Origin of the sequence: Actinomadura barringtoniae (assembly GCF_017573505.1) — a bacterium.
Lineage (GTDB): Bacteria > Actinomycetota > Actinomycetes > Streptosporangiales > Streptosporangiaceae > Spirillospora > Spirillospora barringtoniae.
In genome coordinates, this window is record NZ_JAGEOJ010000014.1 from 326030 (window position 1) to 347691 (window position 21662).

The 21662-nt window shown below is 70.9% G+C and carries 17 protein-coding genes, 1 tRNA gene and 1 pseudogene; 13 read left to right on the top strand and 6 right to left on the bottom strand.

From position 1 onward, the window contains the following. The first annotated feature begins 130 nt into the window (after nucleotides 1–130). Nucleotides 131–1042 carry a PAC2 family protein gene (locus J4573_RS33040; RefSeq protein WP_208259840.1) on the top strand — a complete coding sequence of 304 codons (912 nt, stop codon included), beginning with the start codon at nucleotides 131–133 and terminating at the stop codon, nucleotides 1040–1042. 12 nt (nucleotides 1043–1054) lie between these two features. Here the strand turns inward: J4573_RS33040 and J4573_RS33045 are convergent, their stop codons facing one another. Beyond that, nucleotides 1055–1834, bottom strand: coding sequence for an NAD(P)-dependent oxidoreductase (locus tag J4573_RS33045; RefSeq protein ID WP_208259841.1), 780 nt, complete (start codon nucleotides 1832–1834; stop codon nucleotides 1055–1057). A gap of 65 nt (nucleotides 1835–1899) precedes the next feature. Here J4573_RS33045 and J4573_RS33050 point away from each other — a divergent pair, with 65 nt between their 5' ends. After that, the gene (locus J4573_RS33050) at nucleotides 1900–2802 is read left to right on the top strand and encodes a LysR family transcriptional regulator (RefSeq protein WP_208259842.1); all 903 of its coding nucleotides are present in this window, start codon (nucleotides 1900–1902) and stop codon (nucleotides 2800–2802) included. On the opposite strand, the gene J4573_RS33055 is transcribed toward J4573_RS33050, so the two are convergent. Beyond that, nucleotides 2799–3623 (bottom strand): MerR family transcriptional regulator, encoded by an 825-nt coding sequence (locus J4573_RS33055; RefSeq protein WP_208259843.1) that lies wholly within the window; start codon nucleotides 3621–3623, stop codon nucleotides 2799–2801. The genes J4573_RS33050 and J4573_RS33055 overlap by 4 nt on opposite strands. A 112-nt stretch (nucleotides 3624–3735) precedes the next feature. Here J4573_RS33055 and J4573_RS33060 point away from each other — a divergent pair, with 112 nt between their 5' ends. Continuing rightward, entirely contained in the window at nucleotides 3736–4131 is a 396-nt protein-coding gene (locus J4573_RS33060) for a hypothetical protein (protein WP_208259844.1), read from the top strand. Nucleotides 4132–4228: 97 nt separating this feature from the next. Further along, nucleotides 4229–5830, top strand: a complete 1602-nt coding sequence (locus J4573_RS33065; RefSeq protein WP_208259845.1) for a serine/threonine-protein kinase — start codon at nucleotides 4229–4231, stop codon at nucleotides 5828–5830. Nucleotides 5831–5890: 60 nt separating this feature from the next. On the opposite strand, the gene J4573_RS33070 is transcribed toward J4573_RS33065, so the two are convergent. Beyond that, nucleotides 5891–6652 carry a dienelactone hydrolase family protein gene (locus J4573_RS33070; RefSeq protein WP_307797084.1) on the bottom strand — a complete coding sequence of 254 codons (762 nt, stop codon included), beginning with the start codon at nucleotides 6650–6652 and terminating at the stop codon, nucleotides 5891–5893. 500 nt (nucleotides 6653–7152) lie between these two features. Here J4573_RS33070 and J4573_RS33075 point away from each other — a divergent pair, with 500 nt between their 5' ends. Together J4573_RS33075 and J4573_RS33080 are read left to right on the top strand one after the other, a co-directional pair. After that, nucleotides 7153–7560 carry an SSI family serine proteinase inhibitor gene (locus tag J4573_RS33075; protein ID WP_208259846.1) on the top strand — a complete coding sequence of 136 codons (408 nt, stop codon included), beginning with the start codon at nucleotides 7153–7155 and terminating at the stop codon, nucleotides 7558–7560. Between the two features lie 39 nt (nucleotides 7561–7599). Continuing rightward, nucleotides 7600–7980, top strand: coding sequence for a hypothetical protein (locus J4573_RS33080; RefSeq protein WP_208259847.1), 381 nt, complete (start codon nucleotides 7600–7602; stop codon nucleotides 7978–7980). Between the two features lie 87 nt (nucleotides 7981–8067). On the opposite strand, the gene J4573_RS33085 is transcribed toward J4573_RS33080, so the two are convergent. From J4573_RS33085 to J4573_RS56760, 3 genes and pseudogenes are all read right to left on the bottom strand, one after another. Then, nucleotides 8068–8346, bottom strand: a complete 279-nt coding sequence (locus J4573_RS33085) for a hypothetical protein (RefSeq protein WP_208259848.1) — start codon at nucleotides 8344–8346, stop codon at nucleotides 8068–8070. A gap of 125 nt (nucleotides 8347–8471) precedes the next feature. Further along, complete coding sequence (locus tag J4573_RS56320) at nucleotides 8472–11660, bottom strand: WD40 repeat domain-containing protein (RefSeq protein WP_208259849.1); 3189 nt, start codon at nucleotides 11658–11660, stop codon at nucleotides 8472–8474. Between the two features lie 36 nt (nucleotides 11661–11696). Then, a pseudogene (locus tag J4573_RS56760) lies at nucleotides 11697–12215 on the bottom strand (nSTAND1 domain-containing NTPase); the annotation flags it as partial. Between the two features lie 234 nt (nucleotides 12216–12449). Between J4573_RS56760 and J4573_RS33095 the strand changes: the two are divergent. The 7 genes from J4573_RS33095 to J4573_RS56325 all read left to right on the top strand — a co-directional run bounded on the left by J4573_RS33095 (nucleotide 12450) and on the right by J4573_RS56325 (nucleotide 21600). Then, on the top strand, nucleotides 12450–16769 hold the full coding sequence (locus J4573_RS33095) for a tetratricopeptide repeat protein (RefSeq protein WP_208259850.1): 4320 nt from the start codon (nucleotides 12450–12452) through the stop codon (nucleotides 16767–16769). Next, nucleotides 16766–17503 (top strand): nucleotidyl cyclase domain-containing protein, encoded by a 738-nt coding sequence (locus J4573_RS33100; RefSeq protein WP_208259851.1) that lies wholly within the window; start codon nucleotides 16766–16768, stop codon nucleotides 17501–17503. The genes J4573_RS33095 and J4573_RS33100 overlap by 4 nt, the downstream gene beginning before the upstream one ends. A 96-nt stretch (nucleotides 17504–17599) precedes the next feature. After that, a tRNA-Val gene (locus tag J4573_RS33105) sits at nucleotides 17600–17671 on the top strand. Nucleotides 17672–17850: 179 nt separating this feature from the next. Further along, nucleotides 17851–18477 (top strand): hypothetical protein, encoded by a 627-nt coding sequence (locus J4573_RS33110; protein WP_208259852.1) that lies wholly within the window; start codon nucleotides 17851–17853, stop codon nucleotides 18475–18477. Nucleotides 18478–18718: 241 nt separating this feature from the next. Then, nucleotides 18719–19645, top strand: a complete 927-nt coding sequence (locus J4573_RS33115; RefSeq protein WP_208259853.1) for a hypothetical protein — start codon at nucleotides 18719–18721, stop codon at nucleotides 19643–19645. A gap of 20 nt (nucleotides 19646–19665) precedes the next feature. Next, complete coding sequence (locus tag J4573_RS33120; RefSeq protein WP_208259854.1) at nucleotides 19666–20628, top strand: hypothetical protein; 963 nt, start codon at nucleotides 19666–19668, stop codon at nucleotides 20626–20628. A gap of 42 nt (nucleotides 20629–20670) precedes the next feature. Next, nucleotides 20671–21600, top strand: coding sequence for an FKBP-type peptidyl-prolyl cis-trans isomerase (locus J4573_RS56325; RefSeq protein WP_208259855.1), 930 nt, complete (start codon nucleotides 20671–20673; stop codon nucleotides 21598–21600). Nucleotides 21601–21662 lie beyond the last annotated feature (62 nt).

A 21662-nucleotide genomic window follows, 5' to 3' on the forward strand; every position in this document is an offset into this window, starting at 1 on the left:
GCGGGAGCGGCCCTGCGGGTCGCTCCCGCCCCACCCGTTACGCAATGCGACGGCGATCACATCCGAACGAGGGGAAGGGCCCGGCATGTCCTAGGGTTGTTAATACCGACCTGGAGATGTGGGGGAGACGGTGCTGAACCCTGAGGACCTGTACGAGCTGGACTCCGACCGGCCTGAGCTGACCGGAACGGTGCTCCTGCACAGCCTTGACGGCTTCGTGGACGCGGGGTCGACTGGGCAGCTCGTACGCGAGCACCTCCTGGACTCCCTGGAACACCGAGTGATCGCCCGTTTCGACGTGGATTCGTTGATCGACTACCGGGCCCGCCGCCCGATGATGACCTACGACCGCGATCACTGGGCCTCCTATGACGCCCCGGAGCTGGCCGTTCATCTGATGGTGGACGAGAACGGGACCGAGTTCCTGTTGCTGACCGGGCCCGAGCCCGACCGGCTGTGGGAGGGCTTCACGGCCTCGGTACGTTCGCTGGTGGAACAGCTCGGGGTGCGCCTGGTCGTCGGTTTCCACGGCATTCCGATGGGCGTTCCGCACACCCGCCCGGTCGGCATGACCCCGCACGCCACCCGGCCCGAGTTGATCACCGGGTCGTCGTGGTTCGACAAGGTGCAGGTGCCCGGGAGCGTGGCGGGCCTGCTGGAGTTGCGGCTGGGCGAGGCCGGGCACGACGCCGTCGGCTACGCCGTGCACGTGCCCCACTACCTGGCCCAGTCGGCCTACCCGGCCGCCGCCGTCGCCGCGATCGAGTCCGTGGTCGGCGTGACCGGCCTCGCGCTGCCGACGAGCAAGCTCCGCGAGGAGGCCGTCAAGACCGACGCCGAGATCGCCGAGCAGGTCACCGGCAACGACGAGGTCGAGAAGGTCGTGCGCGCCCTGGAGCAGCAGTACGACGCGTTCGCCGGGGCCACCGAGCGGGACAACCTGCTGGCCGAGGACCAGGACATGCCGACCGCCGAGGAGCTGGGCGCCCAGTTCGAGCGCTTCCTGGCCGAGCAGGACGGCCCCGACCCCCAGCAGCCCTAGGCCATTTCCGGCTTATCGGATCGCAGTCACGAGGGTCCGGAGATCGTCTTCGGCGATCTCCGGATGCGCCTCGAGCAGCTCGCGCACCGACCGCAGGACGGGCCCGCCGCCCGCCAGCGCCATGTCCTTGGCGGCCAGGCGGATCGGGAAGTCCGAATCCTCGGAGAACGCTCGCTTGACCGCGCCGCCCAGCGGCCCGGCCTCCAGTGCGCGGATCGCGAGCTGCTCGTCCAGCCCGAGGCGTTCGGCCACTGCCAGCGCCTCGGCGACCACGGCCACGCCCGCGATCGCCGTGCTGATCAGCACCAGCTTGAGCGCGGCCCCCGCCCCGGGGCCACCGGCCCGGACGACGCGCCCCAGCACGTTCAGGATGGGCAGGACCCTCTCGACGGCCTCGTCCTCGCCGCCCACCAGCAGGATCAGGCCGCCCGACGCCGCGGGGCCGACGCTGCCCATCACCGGGGCGTCGATCACCTGAACCCCGTCCGGAACGGCCTTGGCCGAGGCGGCCACCGAGTCGGGGCCAACCGACGACATGTCGATCCAGACGGTCCCGGGCGCGAGTGTCCCGGCGAACCGGGCCGCCACGTTCTCGACCGCCGCGGGGTCGGCCAGCATCGTGATGACGACCTCGGCCCCGGCCACAGCCTCGGCGGGGCTGGGCGCCGCGTCCAGGCCCTCCGCCTTCTTCGGGTCGCGGTTCCACACGGTCACGGGATGGCCCTCGGAGACGAGGCGGCGAGCGATCGGCTGGCCCATGCGGCCCAGGCCCAGGAAAGCAATCTTGTTCATGCCCATGACGCTAGGGAGCGCCGACCCATCTGACAAACGATGGTATGTCATGGTATCCATGCGAAATGGACATGGCTTGGCTGGCGGTCTTCCGTGAGGCGGCACGCCACGGGACGTTCACCGGCGCCGGGGAGAGCCTCGGCTACACCCAGTCCGCGATCTCCCGGCAGATCGCGCTGCTGGAGAACGAACTGGGCGCCGTCCTCTTCGAGCGGCTGCCGCGCGGGGTCCGGCTCAGCGAGCACGGCGAGGCGTTCCTCCCGCACGCCCAGGCGCTCCTCGACCGCATGAGCGGCGCGCGCAAGGACCTCACCGCCCTGACCGACCTGTCGGCCGGGCGCCTGCGCCTGGGGGCGTTCGCCTCGGTGGACGCGGTCCTGGTCCCTCGCGCGCTGGCCACGTTCCGCGCCGCGCATCCCGACGTCTCGATCTCCTTGATCGAGGGGCTGTCGCTGCAGCTCCTGGGCCGTCTGCTGGCGGGCGAGCTGGACGTGGCGCTGGTCGCCGCCTACCCCGACGCGCCGTTCGACACTGGCCTCTACGACCTGCGCCTTCTCATCGCTGACCCCGTTCTGGTGGCCCTGCACCCCGACCACCCGCTGGCCGAACGGGATGAGATCCGCCTCAAGGAGCTGTCAGGCGAGAAATGGATCGCCGGTCATGGCCGGGCCGAGGACACCCTGCTGAGCGCCTGCCTGTCCAGCGGCTTCCGTCCCGACATCGAATATGTGGTGCAGGAATGGACGGCCAAGCTGGGCCTGGTCGCCGCGGGCCTAGGCCCGACCCTCGTTCCGTCGCTGGCCGCCCAGGCGGCGCCTCCCGGCGTGGCGCTCCGTTCCATCCACCCGGCCGACCGCCCGACCCGCCACGTTCACATCGCGACGCGCCGCACCCAGCGGCCGAGCCCCGCCCTCCAGGCCTTCACCGCCCACCTGGAAGAGGCCACCACGACCCTCGTTCAGCACTAGACGGCGCCCGTCGAGAAGACGGGCCAGCCGATCTCGGTGCGCCACCGCGAGGTGTCCGGGGTGTCGTGCGGGCCGACCAGGTAGTACTCGCGAACGGGCCCGTCGACCGCCAGCGCGTGGCGGGCGACGTGGGAGGCCAGGGCGCCGTACGCGCGGTCGTTGTCGATCGTCGGGCCCGCGTTCTCGATGACCGCCAGCTCCGCCGCCGGCACCGTCAGGGACGTCACCCGCCCGATCGGCCTCACCGGGCCCGAGCACGGAACGAAGATCGTCGACTGCCCGCGATGGTGGGTGAACATGTCGTCGGCGAAGATGCCGCCCGCCGCCCCGCCGGCGATCAGGCCCTGGGCGTCGAGGGTCGCGTACAGCTCACCGAGCGCGCCCCGGTACCAGGAACGGACGTCGTCCCCACCGATGACCTCGGTGATCGCGGCGGCGGGCGTCGCGGGGACGCTGCGCAACTCGATGCCGTCGGGCGCGCCGGGGGAGGGGTCGAGCAGGTCGCGCAGCGAGGCGACGGCGCTCTGCGTACGGCCGAGCTCCTCCTCCAGGCGGGCCAGGTGCGCGCCGATCCGCTCGTTGCGGGTGGGCAGGTCGGGCGCGGACAGCACGGCCTGGATCTCCTCCAGCGGCATGCCGAGCGCGCGGAACCGGCGGATCACCTGAGCGGTCGGGATCTGGTCGGTGGTGTAGCGCCGGTAGCCGGTGTGCGGGTCCACGTCGGCGGGCTCCAGGAGCCCGATCCGGTGGTAGTGGCGCAGCGTCTTCACCGTCATGTGGGTGGCGCGCGAGAAGTCCCCGATGGCCAGGTACGTCGGCATGCGGTCCATTGTGCGGCCTCCCGTAGGGGGAGAGTCCGCCCGGGCAGACCGGGTTGACCCGTCCCGTGCGGCAGCGCCGAGCGTGGTCCCACCGACACGAAGGGACGCACCCATGATGGATCTTCACCTCACCGCCGCCACCGCCGAGCGGATCGCCGAGCGCTACTTGGCGGTCTGGAGCGAGCCCGACGCCGCCCGCCGCCTCGCGACGATCAAGGAGCTGTGGGCCGAGGACGGCGTGGAGTACGTGGAGGAGGCCGAGTTCCGCGGCCACGCGGAGCTGGACGCGCGGATCGCCCAGGCGTACGAGGCGTTCGTCGGCAGCGGGCGGTTCACCGTCACGCCCGCGGGCGACGTGCGCTGGCACCACGACGTCATCACCATGACCGTTCACCTGACCACGCCGTCCGGCGAGAGCGCCTGGGCGGCCCGCGCCGTCCTCATCATCGGCGCCGACGACCTGATCCGCCAGGACTACCAGTTCGTCGTCCAAGAACTCGCCGAATGACCTGAGGCCCTCGCCGAGCCTCGTGATCCGGATCTGGTCGGGAAGTCGGCTTCGCGTCCGTTCGCTGGAATGATGCGGGTGGGCGAAGGGAGCGGCGGTGTACGAGGGGCGTGTGCTGGGCGGGCGTTACCGGCTGGAGAGCCGGATCGGCCGGGGCGGCATGGGTGAGGTCTGGCGGACGATCGACGAGCGCCTCGACCGGCCCGTGGCGGTGAAGCTGCTGCCCACGGCGGCGGACGCCGATCCCGACCTGGTCGCCAGGTTCCGCCGGGAGGCGCAGCTCGCGGCCGTTCTCCAGCATCCGGGCGTCACGGTCGTGCACGACATCGACGAGGACGACGGCCTGCTCTACCTGGTGATGGAGCTGCTGGACGGCGAGGACCTGGCCAAGGTCCTCGCCCGCCGGCCCGACGGGATGCCCGTGGAGCAGGCCGTCTCGTACGCCATGCAGATCTGCGGCGCGCTCGCCGCCGCCCACGCGCGCGGCATCGTGCACCGCGACATCAAGCCCGCCAACCTGATTCTGACGGCGAGCGGCTGGGTGAAGATCTGCGACTTCGGCATCGCCCGGTTCGTTCAGTCGGCGACCGGTCTGACGGGCTCCGCGGTCATCGGCAGCCCGATCTTCATGGCGCCCGAGCAGATCGGCACCGGCGAGATCGACGGCCGCACCGACCTGTACGCGCTGGGCTGCCTGCTCCACCAGATGCTGTGCGGCCTGCCGCCGTTCCTCACCGAGAAGGGCATCCCGGCCCTCATCAACGCCCACCTCAGCCTCGCCCCGCCCGGCCCGCGCAGCATCAACCCGCAGGTCCCGGAGGAGGTGGACCGGCTGGTCCTGGAACTGCTCGCCAAGGACCCGGCCGAACGCCCGGCGGACGCCGACACCGTCCTGCAGCGACTCCAGGCCCTGGCCTCCGGCGGCCCCTCGCAGCCCAGTCCCAGTCCCGTTTCCGCGGCCAAGCCCGTCGCTCCGGCCGATCCCGTTCCTGTGCCCGACGACGTTCCGATGAGCCAGGAAGAACGGGTGGCCACCGAGCATCTGGACCGCGACCGGCCTGACCTGGCGTTCCCGCTGGCCGATCACGTGGCCCGCGAACGCGAGCGGCTGCTCGGCGCCGATCACCCGGCCAGCCTCGCCGCGCGCCACCTGGTCGGGCGGACGCTGTTCGCGCTGGACCGGGAGCAGGACGCGGCGCCCGTTCTGCACGCCGTCGCCCTGTCCAGAAGCCGGGTGCTCGGCCGGCGCCACGCCGACACGCTCGACAGCTGGCACCTGCTGGCCGGCTCTCTCTACGTGCTCGGCCGGTACGCGGAGGCGCTGCCCATCGCGGGAGGCGTCGCCGCCGACCGCGAGGCGCTCCTCGGCCCGCATGACCCCCTCACCCTGGAGAGCCGTCTCACCCTCGGCTGGACCCTGCACATGCTCGACCGCAACGACGAGGCCCTGGCGCTCGCCCAGGACCTCGTCGCCACGCAGTCGAGGGTCCTCGGAAACGATCATGAGGACACCTACGACACGCTCCAGCTCGTCGGCTGGATCCTGCTCACCCGGGGGCAGAAGAGCGAGGCGGAGGCGGTCGCCGCCCAGGTGCACCAGGGCCTGCTGCGCAAGCTCGGCCCCACGTCCGAAGCCACCGTTCAGGCCCAGGCCCTGCTGAGCGCCTGCCAGTCCCAGCCCCGCCGTCGCCGCCGCTAACGGCCCGGTCCGCGCCGTTAGCGGCCCGGGCCGTGCCGCTAACGGCTCGCTCCGCTGCCGCTAGCTCTCCAGACCGAAGTGCCGGCGGAAGAACCGGATCGAGCTGGCGACCTCGAACGCGGGCACGTCGCCGTGCCCGCCGGAGTTGGCGTGCATCGTCTTCTCCTTCGAGCCGAACGCGTCGAAGAACGCGAGGGCCGACTGGCGGTCGACGTGCTCGTCGTCCCACTGGAGCAGGTAGCGGACCGGAACGGTGACCCGGCGCGCCGCCTCGACCAGAGCGCCGTGCACGACGAACCCGCCGCCGAACAGCGCGGCGGTGATCCTGGAGTCGGCCGCCGTCAGCGGGACCCCGATCGCGGTGCCGAGGGTGATGCCGCCGCCGTAGCCGACCGGCCCGTCCGTGCCGATCTCCGGCAGTTCCTGGAGGGCGTCCAGGGTGGCCTGCCACTCCGGTACGGCGCGCAGTGCGAGCGAGGCGCCGTAGCGTGAGCTGATCTCGCCGATCGGCGCGCCGGTCTGCCAGGCGTGCCGGAGGTCGGCGCGGGCCTGCTCGTCCTCCGCCGAACGGGGCCGGTCGCCGTGCCCGGGCGCGTCGATGGCGGCGACGGCGAAGCCGCGGGTCACGAACTCGCGGGCACGGGCCAGCTGAGCCGGGGTCTTCTTGTCCTGCCCGCCGCCGTGCCCCATCAGGATCAGGGGCGTCCGGCCGGTCTCCGATGCGGGCGTCCAGAGAACGCCGGGGATCTCGCCCAGGGTGAAGTCGCGTTCGATGATGACGCCGTCCGCCGACGTCTCCGCAGTGAAACGCAGTGAATTCATGGTGTTGCCTTTCGGGAGTGCCTGTTGCGGGGCGCTCCCGGCGACACCTATGTCAGTCGCCCGCCCGTGACCAGGAGAGTGGGAGCACCCACCTCGATGTGTGGTTCATGGGGGCTCACCTCCTCGCGTTGTGTCACGGCAGGCTGGACGTTAACAGGCCGTCGCACGCCCTGCCAACCCCATTTCCGCCGCCCCGCCACCTGCGGGTTCGTGAACGGCCAATCGGACAGAACGCCAACGGTCCATCGGCCCCACGTCCTGACCAGCATGGAAACCAATCGTCCGTACTCGGTTTTCTTAATTGGTCAGACAACAATTTAGAGATCAACCTCTGACCGAATCAGGACGATCATCTCCCTTGAAGCACTTCCGTCGCCCACTTAACGTCAAGGGCCGGAAGCGGTCGCGAATTCGCTCCGCTTTCCGGTGTGACGCACCACACAATTCGCGTCGCACCGTGCCGAACGCCGCAGATCGCGGCGCTCGACAAAGGAGGAGAAATGCGCAAGAGACGAGCCGAATGGCTCATCACCACGCTGGCCGTGGCGCTGCCCCTGGCGGCCGCGACCGCGCCGGCCCGCGCCCAGGTGATCCCCGGCGAACCCGAGGGAGCCTACGTCCTCATGGTCATCCTCGGAAACTCCGCCCCCACCAGGACGAACACGCTCCTGTGCGACCCCGACGGCGGCACCCACGTCACGCCTGTCCTCACCTGCGACCAGCTACGCGACGCCGACGGCGAGGTGGGTTCGATCCCTGCCGACCCGGGACCCTGCACGAAGGTCTACGATCCCGTCAGAGTGAGCGTCCACGGCATCTGGCGCGGTCATTCCCGCCATTTCACCAAGGTCTACGGCAATCAATGCGAGGCCATCCGCTCGACCGGCGGTTCGCTCTTCTCGTTCTGACCCACTGCACGACAACGACGTCACGCAAAGGGAGCCACCTTGCTCACCAAGGCCCTCATTCTCGGCATTTCCGTCCTGCCTCCGCTGCCGCCCACAACCGCAGCCCACGACGCCTCGCTCGTCGTCTACGAACGCACCGGAGGATTCGCCGGACGCAATGACAAGGTCATCGTCGACCGGGACGGCACCGCCACGGTCCTGAGCGCCGGGCACCTCACCCTCACCAGCACCGAGCTCCGCGGCCTCACCACCGACCTGGCTCGCATCACGACCACCTGGAGCTCCTCGGCGGGCTGCCAGGTCGCCGACCACTTCACCTACACGATCTCGTACGAGAACTGGCGCGCCACCCGCTGTCACGAGATCCCCGCGGACTGGCGACCCGCGGTCGACCGGCTGGACGCACTGATCGACCGCTGATCGCCTCGCCGCCCTCCGGGATCGGGGTCCCGGAGGGCGGCGTCCCCGTCCTCCCCCTCGAGCGTGGCGAGGGGGAGGACCCCGCGTTCAGGCCAGCGAGTACGCCCGCACGGTCACCGGCACGTCCTCACCGTCGACGCCCGGAACCAGCGCCGTGACCGGCTGCTCCTCCACCTCGCCCAGCGCGACCAGCCCCGGAAGCACCTTCTCGATCTCCATCCCGATCACCCGCACCGCCGACCCCGTCCGGGCCCGCATCGGGCAGGCGTCCAGGGCGATCGCGGGCAGGTCGCGCGGCGCACCATCGGCCAGCACGCCCAGGACCAGGGCCCGGGCCAGCGCCACCCCATCGACGTCTTCACTCATCGACCCACCCTCGCAGACCCACCCGCCCACCCCCGGGACGACCCGCCGTCCCCATGCTGCGGCGAAGACGATGAGGCGTGTCGCGGATGGGCAGCCAGGCACCCGCGTGGCCAGGCACAACACGGCTACGTACAGGGCGGGGCGTAGGCGCGGCCGGGCACGTACTGCGCCCACTCCCGCTTGGTGATCGCCAGTCCGCTCTCGTCGCAGGCCAGGCGGATGGCCTTGACGGCGTCGATCGTCCAGAACCGCACGGTCCGGTCATGGCCGCCGGCCGCGACCACGTCGCCGTTCGGCCGGAACGCGACCACCAGCAGCCCTTTCGCCGGTCCGGTCAGCGTGGCGAGCCGTCTCGGGTCGTCGGGCCGGGACAGATTCCAGAGCCAGGCGGTGCCGTCGGTGCTGGCGGCGGCGAGTGTCTCGCCGTGAGGCGCGAAGGCGAGCGAGTAGACGTAACCGGCCGGTCCGCTCAGGGGCGGCCCGCGTACGACGGGATGGGCCGGGTCCGCGATGGACCACAGCCTGATGGTGCCGTCGGCGCCGCCGGCGGCCAGGAACTGCCCGCCGGGGTCGAACGCGGTGGAGTAGACGGTGTCGTCGAATCCGCCGAGGACCGCCCGTACGGCCGGCTTGGTCGGATCGCGCACGTCCAGGAGATAGGCGTGATGGTCCTCGCTGCCGACGGCCAGCAGCCTGCCGTCGCGGCTGAACGAGGTCTGGAAGACGTAGCCGCCCGTCTGCTTCGTGGCGAGCACCGCGGGCCGCCGGGGATCGGCGATCGAGACCAGCCGCACGGTGTGGTCGTCGGAGCCGATGGCCAGGAGTCTCCCGTCGGGGCTCGGGGTGATGGCCTCGATGAGGTCGTTCGCCGCCGTGACGGCGCCGAGGCGGCGTGGCCGGCCCGGATCGGCGACGCTCCACAGCTCGACGGATCCGCCGACGGTGCCGACCGCGATCATCTTGCCGTCGGGCGTCAGCGTTCCCGAGCCGGAGAACGCGTCCGCGCCCTCACCACCACGGATCGAGGTGCCGAGGCGGCCGGGCGCGTGAGGATCCGCCGTGTTCCAGAGACCGATCGAGTCGTCTCCGGCGCCGGGTGCGACCGCCATGCGGGTTCCGGTGGCATCGAAGGTCACCGCCCAGACGCTGTCCTTGGCTCCGCCGACGAGTGGCCCAGGGAGCGTCCAGGCGATCAGCGAGTTGTCATCGCTCCTGGTCAGCAGGGTGGTGCCGGACGCGAAGACGGTCTGGCCTATCGGATGCGCGTGCGGCAGCCGCTGGATCTGCCGCCTCGTCGCCAGGTCGTACAACCACAGGAGGTTGTCGGCGGCGCCGGCCGCGAGCGTCCGCCCGTCGGGGCTGAACGCCACCGTCGTCACCCAGCTGTCGGGGCCGGTCAGCAGGGGCCCGTCGGGCCGTGGCCGGTCGACCTTCCAGAGCAGGACCGAATGCTGTTTCCCCAGCCCGGCCGCGAGGCGTTGCCCGTCAGGGCTGAAGGCGACGGAGAAGATGCGGCTCGCCGACCCGGTCAGCGGAGCCAGTGCCAGCGGACCGCCGGTGACGTTCCACAGATGAACGAGGTGGTCGTTCCCACCCGCGGCGGCGAGGGTGCGGCCGTCGGGGGCGAACGCGAGGGTGTCGATCGTCGTGGCGTGCCCTGGCAGCCGCACCGTCGTGGTGGAGCCCACGTCCCAGAGTGAGACCGCGCCCGCGTCGCTGCCCGCTGCGATCTTCCGGCCGTCCGGTGACACGGCGACGGCGGTGACGGCCGTGCCGGGAAGGCCGCTGATCGTACGCACCGCGACCTGCCGGCCAGAGGGGGCCAGGGACCAGACCCGCACGTTCCGGCCGTACGCCGCCGCCAGAAGGTGTCCGTCGCGGCTCGCCGCCATGCCCTTGGCGGGGCCACCGGCTCCGGTCAGCGGCGGTACGGGCAGCGGGTCGAATGATCCCGCCGCGTCGGCCCACAACCGAACTGTCCCGTCCTTCTCGCCCTCGGCCAGACGTCTGCCGTCGGCGCTGAGGGCCATCACCGCCGTGCTGGTCGAGAGGCGGCGTGCGGGTGGGACGGCGGTCGAGTCGAGCACGCTCTCCAGCGCCTCGGTGGTGGGCGAGATCTTGTACGCGGCCACCGCGAGCTGCGCGGCCAGCCCGACGTTCGTGGCGCGCATCCGCTTCGATTCACCGGCGACGAACTGGGAGAGGGCGACCGCCTGGGACCGGCGCTCGTTCTTGCGCGCCTGGGAGGCGTAGCCCGCGCCGACGCCGACCACCAGGGCCGTCAGGGTGAGAAGCGCGATCAGGGCCCGTTGCATGCGGACGCGGCGCCGGCGGAGGGCCTGGCGCGCCGCGGTCTCGGAGTCGCGGAGCTCGAGGCTGAGCCGCAGGAACGCGCGAACCGACTCGTCCACGCCGTGACTGTCCAACCGGCTCTCGGCTTGCTGCAGCAGCGTTCCGCGGAGCAGCGACCCCTCGTCGTGCCCGCTCTTTTCCCAGGTCCGGGCGGCGGTGACGATCGTGCCGCGCAATCGGCGGTCCTCGGCGTCCTCGGCCAGCCACGCGATGAGCCGCGGCCATTTCCGCAGCAGGACCTCGTGGGCGAGTTGGGCGCCGGCCCGGTCCACGGTGATCAGCCTGGCGTCGACGAAGCGGTCGAACGTCTCGCGGGACGACGGCCCCTCGAAGAGATCCTCGACCGGGAGCGTGCGGCGGGTGGGCCCGGTTTCGTCCTGCTCCTCGGAGAGGTTGAGGAACAGCAGGCGTGCCGTCTCCTTCTGCTCGTCGGTGAGCCCGGTGTAGACCTCCTCTGCAGTCTGGGCGATCGCCCCGTGGATCCCGCCGGTGTCCTGGTAGTTCCGCAGTGTCAGCTCGTCGCCTTCCGCTCTTTCGGTGGTCTGGAGCAGCGCGTGGGAGAGCAGGGGGAGCGCGCCGGCGTCGAACGTGGTCCGCCCGGACCGGGGGAAGCCGAGGTCGCGTAGCAGGATCTCGACGAGTTCGGGATGCGGCCTGATGCCCGCCGCCCTGGCCGGTGCCTCGATCGCCTGCCGGATCCCGTTCTCGTCCATCGGGCCGACGGCGAGGAGCGCGCTGTTGATCAGCGGGATGAGCGCGGGGATCCGGACCGCGTGCTCGTAGAAGTCGGCCCGCATGCCGATCACCACCATGATCCCGCGGGCGGCGTGCGCGCGGAGGCGCTCGACGAATTCCTGCTGTTCCTGCGGGTCGGCGCCGCCGGTGAACAATTGCTCGAACTGGTCGACGAGGATGAGCCGCGCGTTTCCCGGGTCCGGAACGGAGCCGGAGGCGGGATTCACGCGTAGGTATCCGTCCGTTCGTTCAGCCGGCAACGAGGCGAGCAACCCTGCCTGGATGAGGGATGTCTTTCCCACACCCGAAGCTCCGGTCACAATGATAGGCCGGTCTAGATCGCAGTTCTCGAGAGCGAACTTGACCAGTTCCTCTGTGATGCTCGTACGGCCGAAGAAAAGCCCTGCGTCCTCCTCGCGATAGGGCTCTAGACCGCGATAAGGGGACGGTCCGGAGGTGCGCCCCGAGTTGGAGCGTCCGCGCCGGAGGCGCTCGAGACTCTCCAGCCACGCCTCCCGGCCACTCTCGTCCACGCCGGCGACACCGAGCAGTGCCCGGAGGCCCGGACTGCTCGACGGCCCGGGCAGATGGTGGCCGTTGCACCAGGCGGAGATCGTTCCGGTGGGCACGCCGATCCCTGGAAGATCGAGATTCTTGATCTCTCTTTCAAGGGTCCGATACGACTTTCCGGTTGCCGCAATAAGCGCCTTAAGGGAGGCGGCAAAATCGGTCGCGGTTCTCATCTCGGGAGGGCCGGGCGGCAGCTCTCTGGAGGTCCCCATGGCTTCCAGGATGCACTTCTGTAAGCGAACGATTGTGTCAGGTGACCGTTGTCACGGACCGTGGTGATCGAAATTCGGGCCGGATGCATGGTCTGTACGGCTTTGTATGGCCATACGGGAATGCCTTGTCGATATCCAAGATCATGGGATCTTCTGTGCGTGTCGGACCAAGTCCCGGGGTGTGCTGTGCCTGAACGCCCCGGGCGTGGCGGTCGAAACGACGGGGGTGTGGGCATGGAGCAACGACCGGCCGCCGCCTACTTTCACGGACCGGTGAACGTCGGCGGGAACATCGTCATCGGCGGGAGCGCGGCGCGCAGTCCCGCAATGCCCATCTGGCAACTGCCGATGGAGCCCGAGCCCTTCGTCGGGCGGGAGTACGAGCTCCAGGTGATGGACGCGGCCCTGGGGTCCCAGTCCCTCGTAGAGATTCACGGTATGTCCGGGACGGGCAAGACGGCGCTCGCCGTCCATTGGGGCCACCGGAGGATCGGCGATTTCCCCGGTGGGCAGATTTTCCTGGACCTGCATGACGCCGGCGGGCGAATCCTGGCGCCGAGCAGAATCCTCTTCGGTCTGTTGCGGGGACTTGGATTGGCCGCCTCTGAGATACCGAAGGGCGAGGGGCCGAGAGCGGCGCTTTTCCGCTCGGTCCTCGCCACTCGAAGAGTCCTGGTGGTGCTGGACAACGCCGCCGATGCCGGCCAGGTCATGCCGTTGCTTCCGGGAAGCCGGAACTGCTTCGTCGTGGTCACCAGCCGGACCCGTCTCGACGGTCTGGTCGCGCGCTATGGCGGGAACTCGCTGCCCCTCGGTCCGTTGTCGGTGGAGGACTCCGAGGAACTCGCCACCCGAATGCTGTCCGCGGGACATGCCGAGGCGGACGGCGAGGCCGGGGCGCTCTCCGAAGAAGCCGCCCGTCTCGCCAAGTCGTGCGCGCGGATGCCGCTGGCGATCAGGGTCGTGGCCGCCGGGCTGGCCAACTCGCCGAACAGTGCGGCCGCCGAACTGCCGGGGCCGGAGGACACGCTCCGGGCGGCGTTCGACGTCTCCTATCAGGCCCTCGACGCGCGGTTGCGCCGGGTGTTCCGGATGCTCAGCCTCATTCCGGGACCGGATTTCGGTATCGGGAGCGTGGCCGTGCTGTTGGGAGTCCCTGTCCCGGTGGCACGGCGCTTCGTGGACGAGCTGGTTCGGCGCGACCTGGTCGAGGCGCGACGCGCGGACCGATTCCGGTTGCACGAGCTGGCCCGCGCCTATGCCGAAGTCAGGCTCGGTAACGGCGAGCAGCCCGGTGGCGTCGATGACGTCGACGCGGCACTGCGTCGTCTCTGGGAGTCGTATCTCCTGGCCTTGCGCCGTGCGGCGGGGAGGCTGCCCACAGGCCCGGCCGGCGCGGGGACGGGGAACCACCCGACCTGGTTCGAGGTGGAGCGTGCCGGTCTGGTCGCGGCCGTCCGGCAGGCCGCGGCGATGGGGCAGTGGGAGATCGCCTGGGAGCTTGCCGCCGCCCTGTTCACGTTCCTGCGCCGTGGCAGGCACCGTAGCGACAACGTCGAGGTCCACCGCCTGGGGCTCGCGGGGGCTCGGACGATGGGAGACCGATGGGCCGAGGCTCTGATGCTCGATCACCTGGCGGTCATCCACTGCGACCAAGGAGGCTACGGCGCCGCGGCGAGAGACGCGGAGTCGGCTCACCGCATCTTCGTCGAGCTGGATGAGGAGCGCCTGGCGGCATGGGCGCTCAACACGATGTCGCGGGTGGAACGCTCGCGCTCCGAACACGGCAAGGCGCTCGAGTACGGCATCCGTGCCCTGAGGACGTTCGAGGCCGTGGGCGATCGGCACGGCGTCGCGGAAGGGCTGGAGAAGATCGCGCAGGTCTACTGGAGACTGGCGCGCTACCGCCTGGCACTGCGCTACGCGCGCCGGTCGCTGAGCATCCATCGTGAGCTCGGCAACGAGTCAGGCGAGGCCGACGCGCTGGAGACGGTGTCGCGCGTGCTGCGCCGCATGGGCCACTGCACCACCGCGCGCCGGTTCGCCGAGCACGCGCTCGCCGTGCGCGAGCGGCTGAGCGACCGGCGCGGACAGGCGGAGGCACTGGACAACCTGTCACGGATCCTGCGGCGGACGGGCCGTTCGGTGGAGGCGCTCCGCCATGCCGACCAGGCGCTGAGCATTCGCCGGGACATCGGCGACCTGGCCGGGGTCGTCGAGAGCCTGAACAGTCGTGCGCACATCCTGCGCAAGCTGGGCGACTACTCCGCGGCGCTGCGGAGCACCGCCGAAGCCCGGCAGATCTGCCAGGAGATCGGCGACCGCCATGGCGAAGCCGAGTCCCTGGCGGCCGCCGCCACGATCCAGCATGATCGCGGGGAGTACGACGCCGCCATGCGGCACGCCCGGCAGGCCAAGGCGGCACGGGCGCAGATCGGTGACACGTGCGGGGTGGCGTCGGCGATGAACATCATCGCCATGGTCGAGCGCCGCCTCGGGCGCCACGCCGACGCCCGCCGGGACGCCGAGACCGCCCGGGCACTGCAGGTCCGGATGAGGGACCGGTACAGCCTCGCCGAGTCGCTCAACAACCTCGCGGAGATCGAGCGGAGCGCCGGAGAGTACGGGGCGGCGATCGCGCACGCCGAGAACGCGCTGGAGGTCCGCAGGCAGATCGGCGACCGGGTCGGGACCGGCGAGAGCCACGCGACCATCGCCCGCGTCCTCTGCCGGACCGGCGATCACCGCCAGGCCCTCGTACACGCCACGAAGGCGCTCCGCCTGCAGTTGGAGGCCGGTGACCGGCGAGGCCAGGGAGCGACCCTGGACGTTCTGGCGCGCATGGACATCCGGGCCGCGGACTTCGCCTCGGCCGCCGCTCACATCGAGGAGTCGCTCAAGATCCGCCGCGAGACCGAGGATCGGCAGGGCTGCGCGGAGAGCATGTCGCTGAGCGCGCTGGCGCTCTGGCACCAGGGGGCGTACGAGGACGCGCGATCCCAGGCGGAGGCGGCTCTGGCCGTCCAACGCGAGATCGGTGACGCGTCGGGCGCGAGCCACACGCTGTACATCCTGGCCCGGATCCACTCGCGGACGGCTCAGTACGACCTGGCCCGGGCCCAGGCGTACGAGTCGATCCAGATGTGCCGTCGCGCCGGCGACCAGCACGGTGTCAGCGACGACCTGCTGACCCTCGCCCACATCGACCGCAGGCAGGGCAGGTACGCCGAGGCCGCACGGACGGGGCGCGCGGTGCTGCGCATGAAGCGGCAGATCGGCGACCGGACGGGGGAGGCCGACTGCCTGACGCTCATCGGACGCGTCCAGACGTCCATGGGCCTGCCTACCGCGGCCCTTGACGACCTGGCCGGGGCGCTCGCGATCCAGCGGGACGTCGGCGACCGTTACGGCGAGGCCGAGACGCTGCTCGCCATCGGCCTCGTTCACAGCGCGTCCGCCCACTATCGCGAGGCGGCGGCCTGTCTCAAGGAGGCCCGGGGCATCGGCCGGGAGATCGGTGATCGCGCCATGGAGGGCAGAACGCTGAACGCCCTCGCCACCGTGTGCCGGTATCGCGGGGCGTATCGATCCGCCGTGCGGAACGCGCGCAAGGCGATCCGGATCCAGCAGGAGATCGGCGACCTCAAGGCCGAGAGCGACGCGCGGGACGACCTGGCCCGGATCTACCGCTCGCTCGCCCGCTACGACCGGGCGCTGCGCTGCGCCGAACGGGCCCTGCGGATCCGGGTCGACCTCGGCGACCGTCATGGCGAGGCGCAGACGCTGGACACCCTGTCGCATGTCCGCCGGCAACTGGGCGGCAACGAGCATGCGCGGGAACTCGCCGACCGGGCGCTGGCCCTGCACCGCGAGATCGGCGACCGGCGGGGCGAGGCCGAGAGCCTGTTCACGCTCGCGTACGCGTGGTGGCGGCTTGGCAACGAGGAAACGGCGCTCGCTTCGGCCGAGGAATCGTTGCGCATCCGACGGGAGACGAGCGACCTGCGCGGAAAGGCGCAGACTCTGAACCTCCTGGCCCGCATCCACCGCTATTACGGCCGGTACCGCGAATCCCTCGTCCTCGTCACCAAGGCGCTGGCCCTGTGCCGTGAGATCGGCGACCGGAACGGCGAGGGAGGCTGCCTCAGCACCATGGCCCGGTTGATGCGCAGGATCGGCGACCTCGACCAGGCCTTGGACTACGGGCGTCAGGCGCTCGCCGTGCACCGCGAGGTCGGTGACCGTCGGGGCACGGCCGAGACCCTCGACAACATCGCCCGGGTCCACGCGCTGGCGGGAGACCACGAGGAGGCCCTGTGCCGGGCGCACGCCGCGCTGGAGATCCAGAGCTCGATCGGAGATCAGTGGGGCCGGGGGCGCTCGCTGCTCTCGCTCGGCGAGATCAACCTCGCCCTCGGCCGTTCCGGCCGGGCCAGCGAGTGCTTCGCCCAGTCCGCGACGTGTTGCGAACGGACCGGTGACAGCGCGAGCGCCGCGACGGCGCGCGCCCGGCTCGACGAAATGCAGGACCGCACTCTGGTAGGTGAATCATGAACGGGACGATCGCCCATCGTCAGGACCTGTCGCCGCAGGCGTGGTCCTCGCGCAACTGCACGATCCTTTACACGGACGTGGCCGGATTCAGCATGCCCCACAGGACCGCGTCGGATCGGGAGGCGGTCCGCCTCAGCCTGTACGAGCTTCTCCGCGACGCACTCGAGGAGTCAGGCGTCTCCTGGGCGGCTTGTTACCACGAGGACCGCGGTGACGGCGTTCTGGTGATCGTTCCACCCGAGATCCCGACCCTGGCCGTCGCCGATCCCTTCCTCACGATCTTGGCCGCCGCGCTGCGCCGGTACAACCGGCGAGCCGGCGCGGCCGTCGCGATCAGGATGCGCGTCGCGCTCCACGCGGGCCTGGTGAGCCGGGACGCCGAGGGGCTCAACGGCGATGCGATCATCCACACGGCCCGCATGCTCGATGCTCCGCCGCTGCGGGAGGCGCTGAACTCCACCGACGCCCACCTGGCCTTCATGACCTCGGCGCACGTCTTCGACACGGCCATCAGCGGCGACTTCGGTCTCCTCGATCCCGGGTCGTTCACCGAGGTCGACTTCCAGGTCAAGGAGTCGCGGATCACCGCCTGGATGTGCCTGCCGAACTCCAAGGCGTTCGTCCCCGAACCCCCGCCGCCCAGCCCACCCGGCGACGGAGGCACCCACTTCCACGGGCAGGTCCACGTTTCCGGCGACCTGGTGGTCGGCACGAAGGCCGCACCCGGCACGTGACACCCCCCTGGGCCAGGCGCGCGCCGGAATCCGTTTCGCGGTGGGTCCCCTGGACCGGGTACGCTTGCCCGGTCGCCGGGGACACTTCCTGGCAGCGGGCGCGTAGCTCAGGGGTAGAGCTCTCGGCTTACAACCGAGCGGTCGGCGGTTCGAAACCGTCCGCGCCCACCGTGGTTTCTCTGGGCCGACGATTGTCGGCCAGTGAGTGTTTTCTGCCGTGTGTCGTCATGGGCGGACAGCGGGCGAACAAGATCGTTCTGGGGTCTGGACTTTCATGATCACTGGGGTGACCATGTGGTCAGCCGAAGATCAATTAGGCTCTCCGCCCACCCCGCAGAGGTCGTCGCATGCGCTCTTCGTTCCATACCGTCGTGTCCGCCGCCGCCCTGAGTCTGGTGTTCGTCGGGACCGCTCAGGCCGCCACCACCACCTGGACCGTCACCAATCCCGGGCCCGGCGCCGCGATCTCCATGACCGCCCCGTCGGTCAAGGTCCGCAACGCCTCCGGAAGTCTCGACCTCACCTGCCCCAGCGTGACCATCACGGGCACGATGGCCAGTGCCAAGAACACCACCGGTGCCCTCGGGCGGCTGGAGAACAGCAACCCGGTCAAGTGCGCAGACCCCGCCGGGGGTGTCTGGCAGGTCTTCCTGCCCAGGTCGGGCTGGTACAGCCCACTGTCGGGCACCGCATACGACGCGGCGACCGGGACGACCACCATCAGGCCCAATCTGTGGCAGTTCATGGTGCTGGGGCCGGACCCCAAGTGCATGTTCGTCACGCAGCAGACCGCGATGACCTACACCAACGCGACCTCGACGCTGAAGACCACGACGGCGCGGATCTCGCCCAACTACATGCCCGCGGACGGCAGCCTGCCCTGTGGTGACCTGGTCAAGGCCAACGATCAGATCACCTTCGCCGGCGCGTTCAAGACGACGCCCGCGGTCACCATCAAGGCCGCGACCTCCTGACCCTCGGGATCCCCAAGGCCCTCGGCGTTGCCGGGGGCCTTCGTCTATCTTGTCCCGTTTTTCGCTGTGTTTGGGAACCCCCCGAATCGCTCGATGAATCGGTAAACGGATTTTGCCGCTGTCTGGTTTGGGAACTATCGCGGTTGTTTCTGTTTGTAGTCACTTGGTCGCGCCGAGTAACCGATGGTGGTGAAGGGGTGTCTTGACCGGTGGCTTCGAGGAAGACGAAAGGACGTGGCCCATGGGGAAATGGGGCACTTCGTGTCGCCGTGCGGCGCTGGTCGCCGGGGCGGTGGCGGTCTGCGCGGCGGGGCTGGTCGCGCCGGCGTCCGCCGATGACGGGGTCGACCTTCCGCCGGATTCGGACGACTGGGGAACGGTCGTTCCCGGCAACAAGTCGTGCGTGCAGGCGGACTCGTGGATCGCACGGGTCACGGGGCTCGGGCGCATGGTCAACACCGCGATGTTCGAGACGCACTACCCGACGATGGGCGAGGCCCCCGAGGAGCAGGGCGGCGGCCGTGACATCGTCGACCTGACCGCGGGCGGCTTCGGCATCGGCAAGGTCTCCGCGCTCTACACCCGGTCCCTGGGGCACAAGATCCCCGTGGACGTCGGGGGAGGGAGCACCCGGGACGTGCCGTGCGGCGCGTACGCCGAGGCGGGCGGCGGGAGCGTCGACGTCGGCATCCCGTACGTCGCCAACCCGCTCGGGTCGACGCCGATGTCGCCGTTCGGCGTCCACGTGGACGCGGTCGACGTGAGCGCGACCGCCGAGCCGGGCCAGCCGGTGAAGTTCCGCGGCGGCGCGGCCTCCGGGTACTTCTCGATGTTCGGGCAGCGGATCATCGACATCCCGAAGATCTGGCCGGTCAACTTCGGCGCCCGCATCCCGGAGGACCGCTCGCAGGCCGCGCTCGCGCTGGCCGAGACGAACGAGCAGGTCACCACGGACAAGCTGGGCCGGCCGACGCTCGACTCCAGCGGTCACTACTTCACCGACCCCTCGGCGACGAGCGGGTACGTGAACGCGATCCACGCCAGCGTGCTGGGCAGCAACGCCGCCGACGTCACCGTCGGGCACGCCGCGGTCCTGCGCGACCCGGCCAACTCCGAGGCGCCGCCGTGCGCCGTTCCGTCCGCGCGGTGCGCGCGGCCGGGCAAGTGATTCCGTCAAACGCTTCTTTCATGAGAAAGGTGGTGCTCTCCATGGGGGGATGGAGCACCGGACGCCGCGCGGCCGTGGTCGCGGCGGCGCTGATCGCCGGGGCCGTGGTGCCCGCGGCGGCGCACGCGGCCGATGGGCCGGATTCCGACGACTGGGGAACGATCGTCAAGGGTGACCACTGCGCCCAGGCCAACGCGTGGATCGCGCGGGTCCAGGGGCTGCAGCGGACCGTGGACACGGCGCTGTTCGAGTCGCACTCGCCCGCGACGCCGACCGCGCCCGAGGCGCAGAACGGCGGCCAGAACCTGGTCAACCTGACCGTGCCGCCCGGCGTCGGCCTCGGCGTGGTGTCCGCGCTCTACAGCAGGGCGCTCACCGACCGGCTGCCGACCAACTCCGGCGGCTCGGGCACCGTGCCCGCGCCGTGCGCGGCGCACGCCCGCGCCGGCGGCGGCAGCGTCGACGTCGGGGTGCCGTACGTGGCCGCGCCGGTCGCCGGGGGCACGCAGCTCTCGCCGATCGGGGTGCACGTCGACGCGATCGATGTCGAGGCGACCTCGCGGCCCGGCCACCCGGTCGCCTTCAAGGGCGGCGCGGTGTCGGGCTACCTGTCGTCGTTCGGCCACCGGATCATCAACATCCCGAAGATCTGGCCGGTGAACTTCGGGGTGCGCATCCCCGAAGATCGCTCGCAGCCGGCGTTCGCGCTGGCGACCACGAACGAGCAGGTCACGACCGACTCGATGGGCAAGCCGACGCTGGACGCCAAGGGCCACTACAAGTACGACCCGACGGCCTCCAGCGGCTACATCAACGGCATCCACGCCACCGTGCTCGGCACGACCGCCGCGGACGCCACCGTGGCGCACGCCGCGGTGCTCCAGAAGGGCGGCGGCCCGGGCGCGGTCGAGTCGGCCGAGCCGAAGGCTCCGTCGGCCGGGCTGCAGGCGCCGGCGATGCCCGCCATGCCCAAGGCTCCGTAGGACGAACGGCCGGGGGAGACAGTGAAGAGAGGACCTCTGACTGTGGTGGTGCCGGCCGTCGCGCTGGCCGTGGGCGGGACGCTGGTCTCCGCCTGCGGCCAGATGGAGTCGGCGGCGGGCATGGCCGCGATGCCCGAGGTGATGGGTGAGCCCGGGGCCAAGCCCCAGGTGAAGCCGCCCAGGAGTGCTCCGGGCGGCGGTCCGCGCGTACGGGTGCTCGACCGTGGTTCGGGTGCGCCGACGCGTCCCGGCCAGGTGGTCGTGGCGAACGTGGACATGCGGATCTGGCAGGGCGACAAGCCCTACCTCAGCACCTGGGACACCCGCCAGCCCACCACGGTGGTGCTGGATGGGCAGCACGTCGGCAAGACCTGGGAACGGTCGCTGCTGGGCCGGCGGCCGGGCGCCCGCGTGATGCTGGTCAGCCCGGCGCCGCAGGCGTTCGGCCCGCTCGGCCAGGCGCCGTCGCGGGTCTCGCCGAGCGACTCGCTGATCGAGGTGTTCGACGTGATCGGCGGGTACGCACCGGACGCCCAGGCGAACGGCGTGCCGGTGGCGTCCACGGGCGGCGGGCTGCCGGAGGTGACCGTGCCAGGCGGCAGGGAGCCGCGGATCGCGGTGCCGTCCGGGCACGCGCCCGCGGCGCTGACCACGCGCACGCTGGTCGCCGGGTCCGGTCCGGCCGTACGTCCCGGGTCGACGGTCGTCACCAACTTCGTGGCGGCCACCTGGGACAAGGCGCGGGTGTACGACTCGTCGTACCGGCGCGGCGGCCCGAACGGGTTCGTGATGGCCAAGGGCGCCGTCCCGCCGGGCTGGCTCCAGGGCCTCACCGGGGTCCGCGCGGGCAGCCGGGTCCTCATGGTGGTGCCCGAACGGGACGGCCGCGGCTTCACGATGACGCCGGGCGGCGTCGGGGCGCCGCCCGGGCACTCGATCGTCTACGTCTTCGACATCCTCGACGTGCGCTGACCCGCGCAACCGAGGACGAGTTTTACGACTGGGTTTCAGACCGGGGCGGCGCGCTGGGCGCC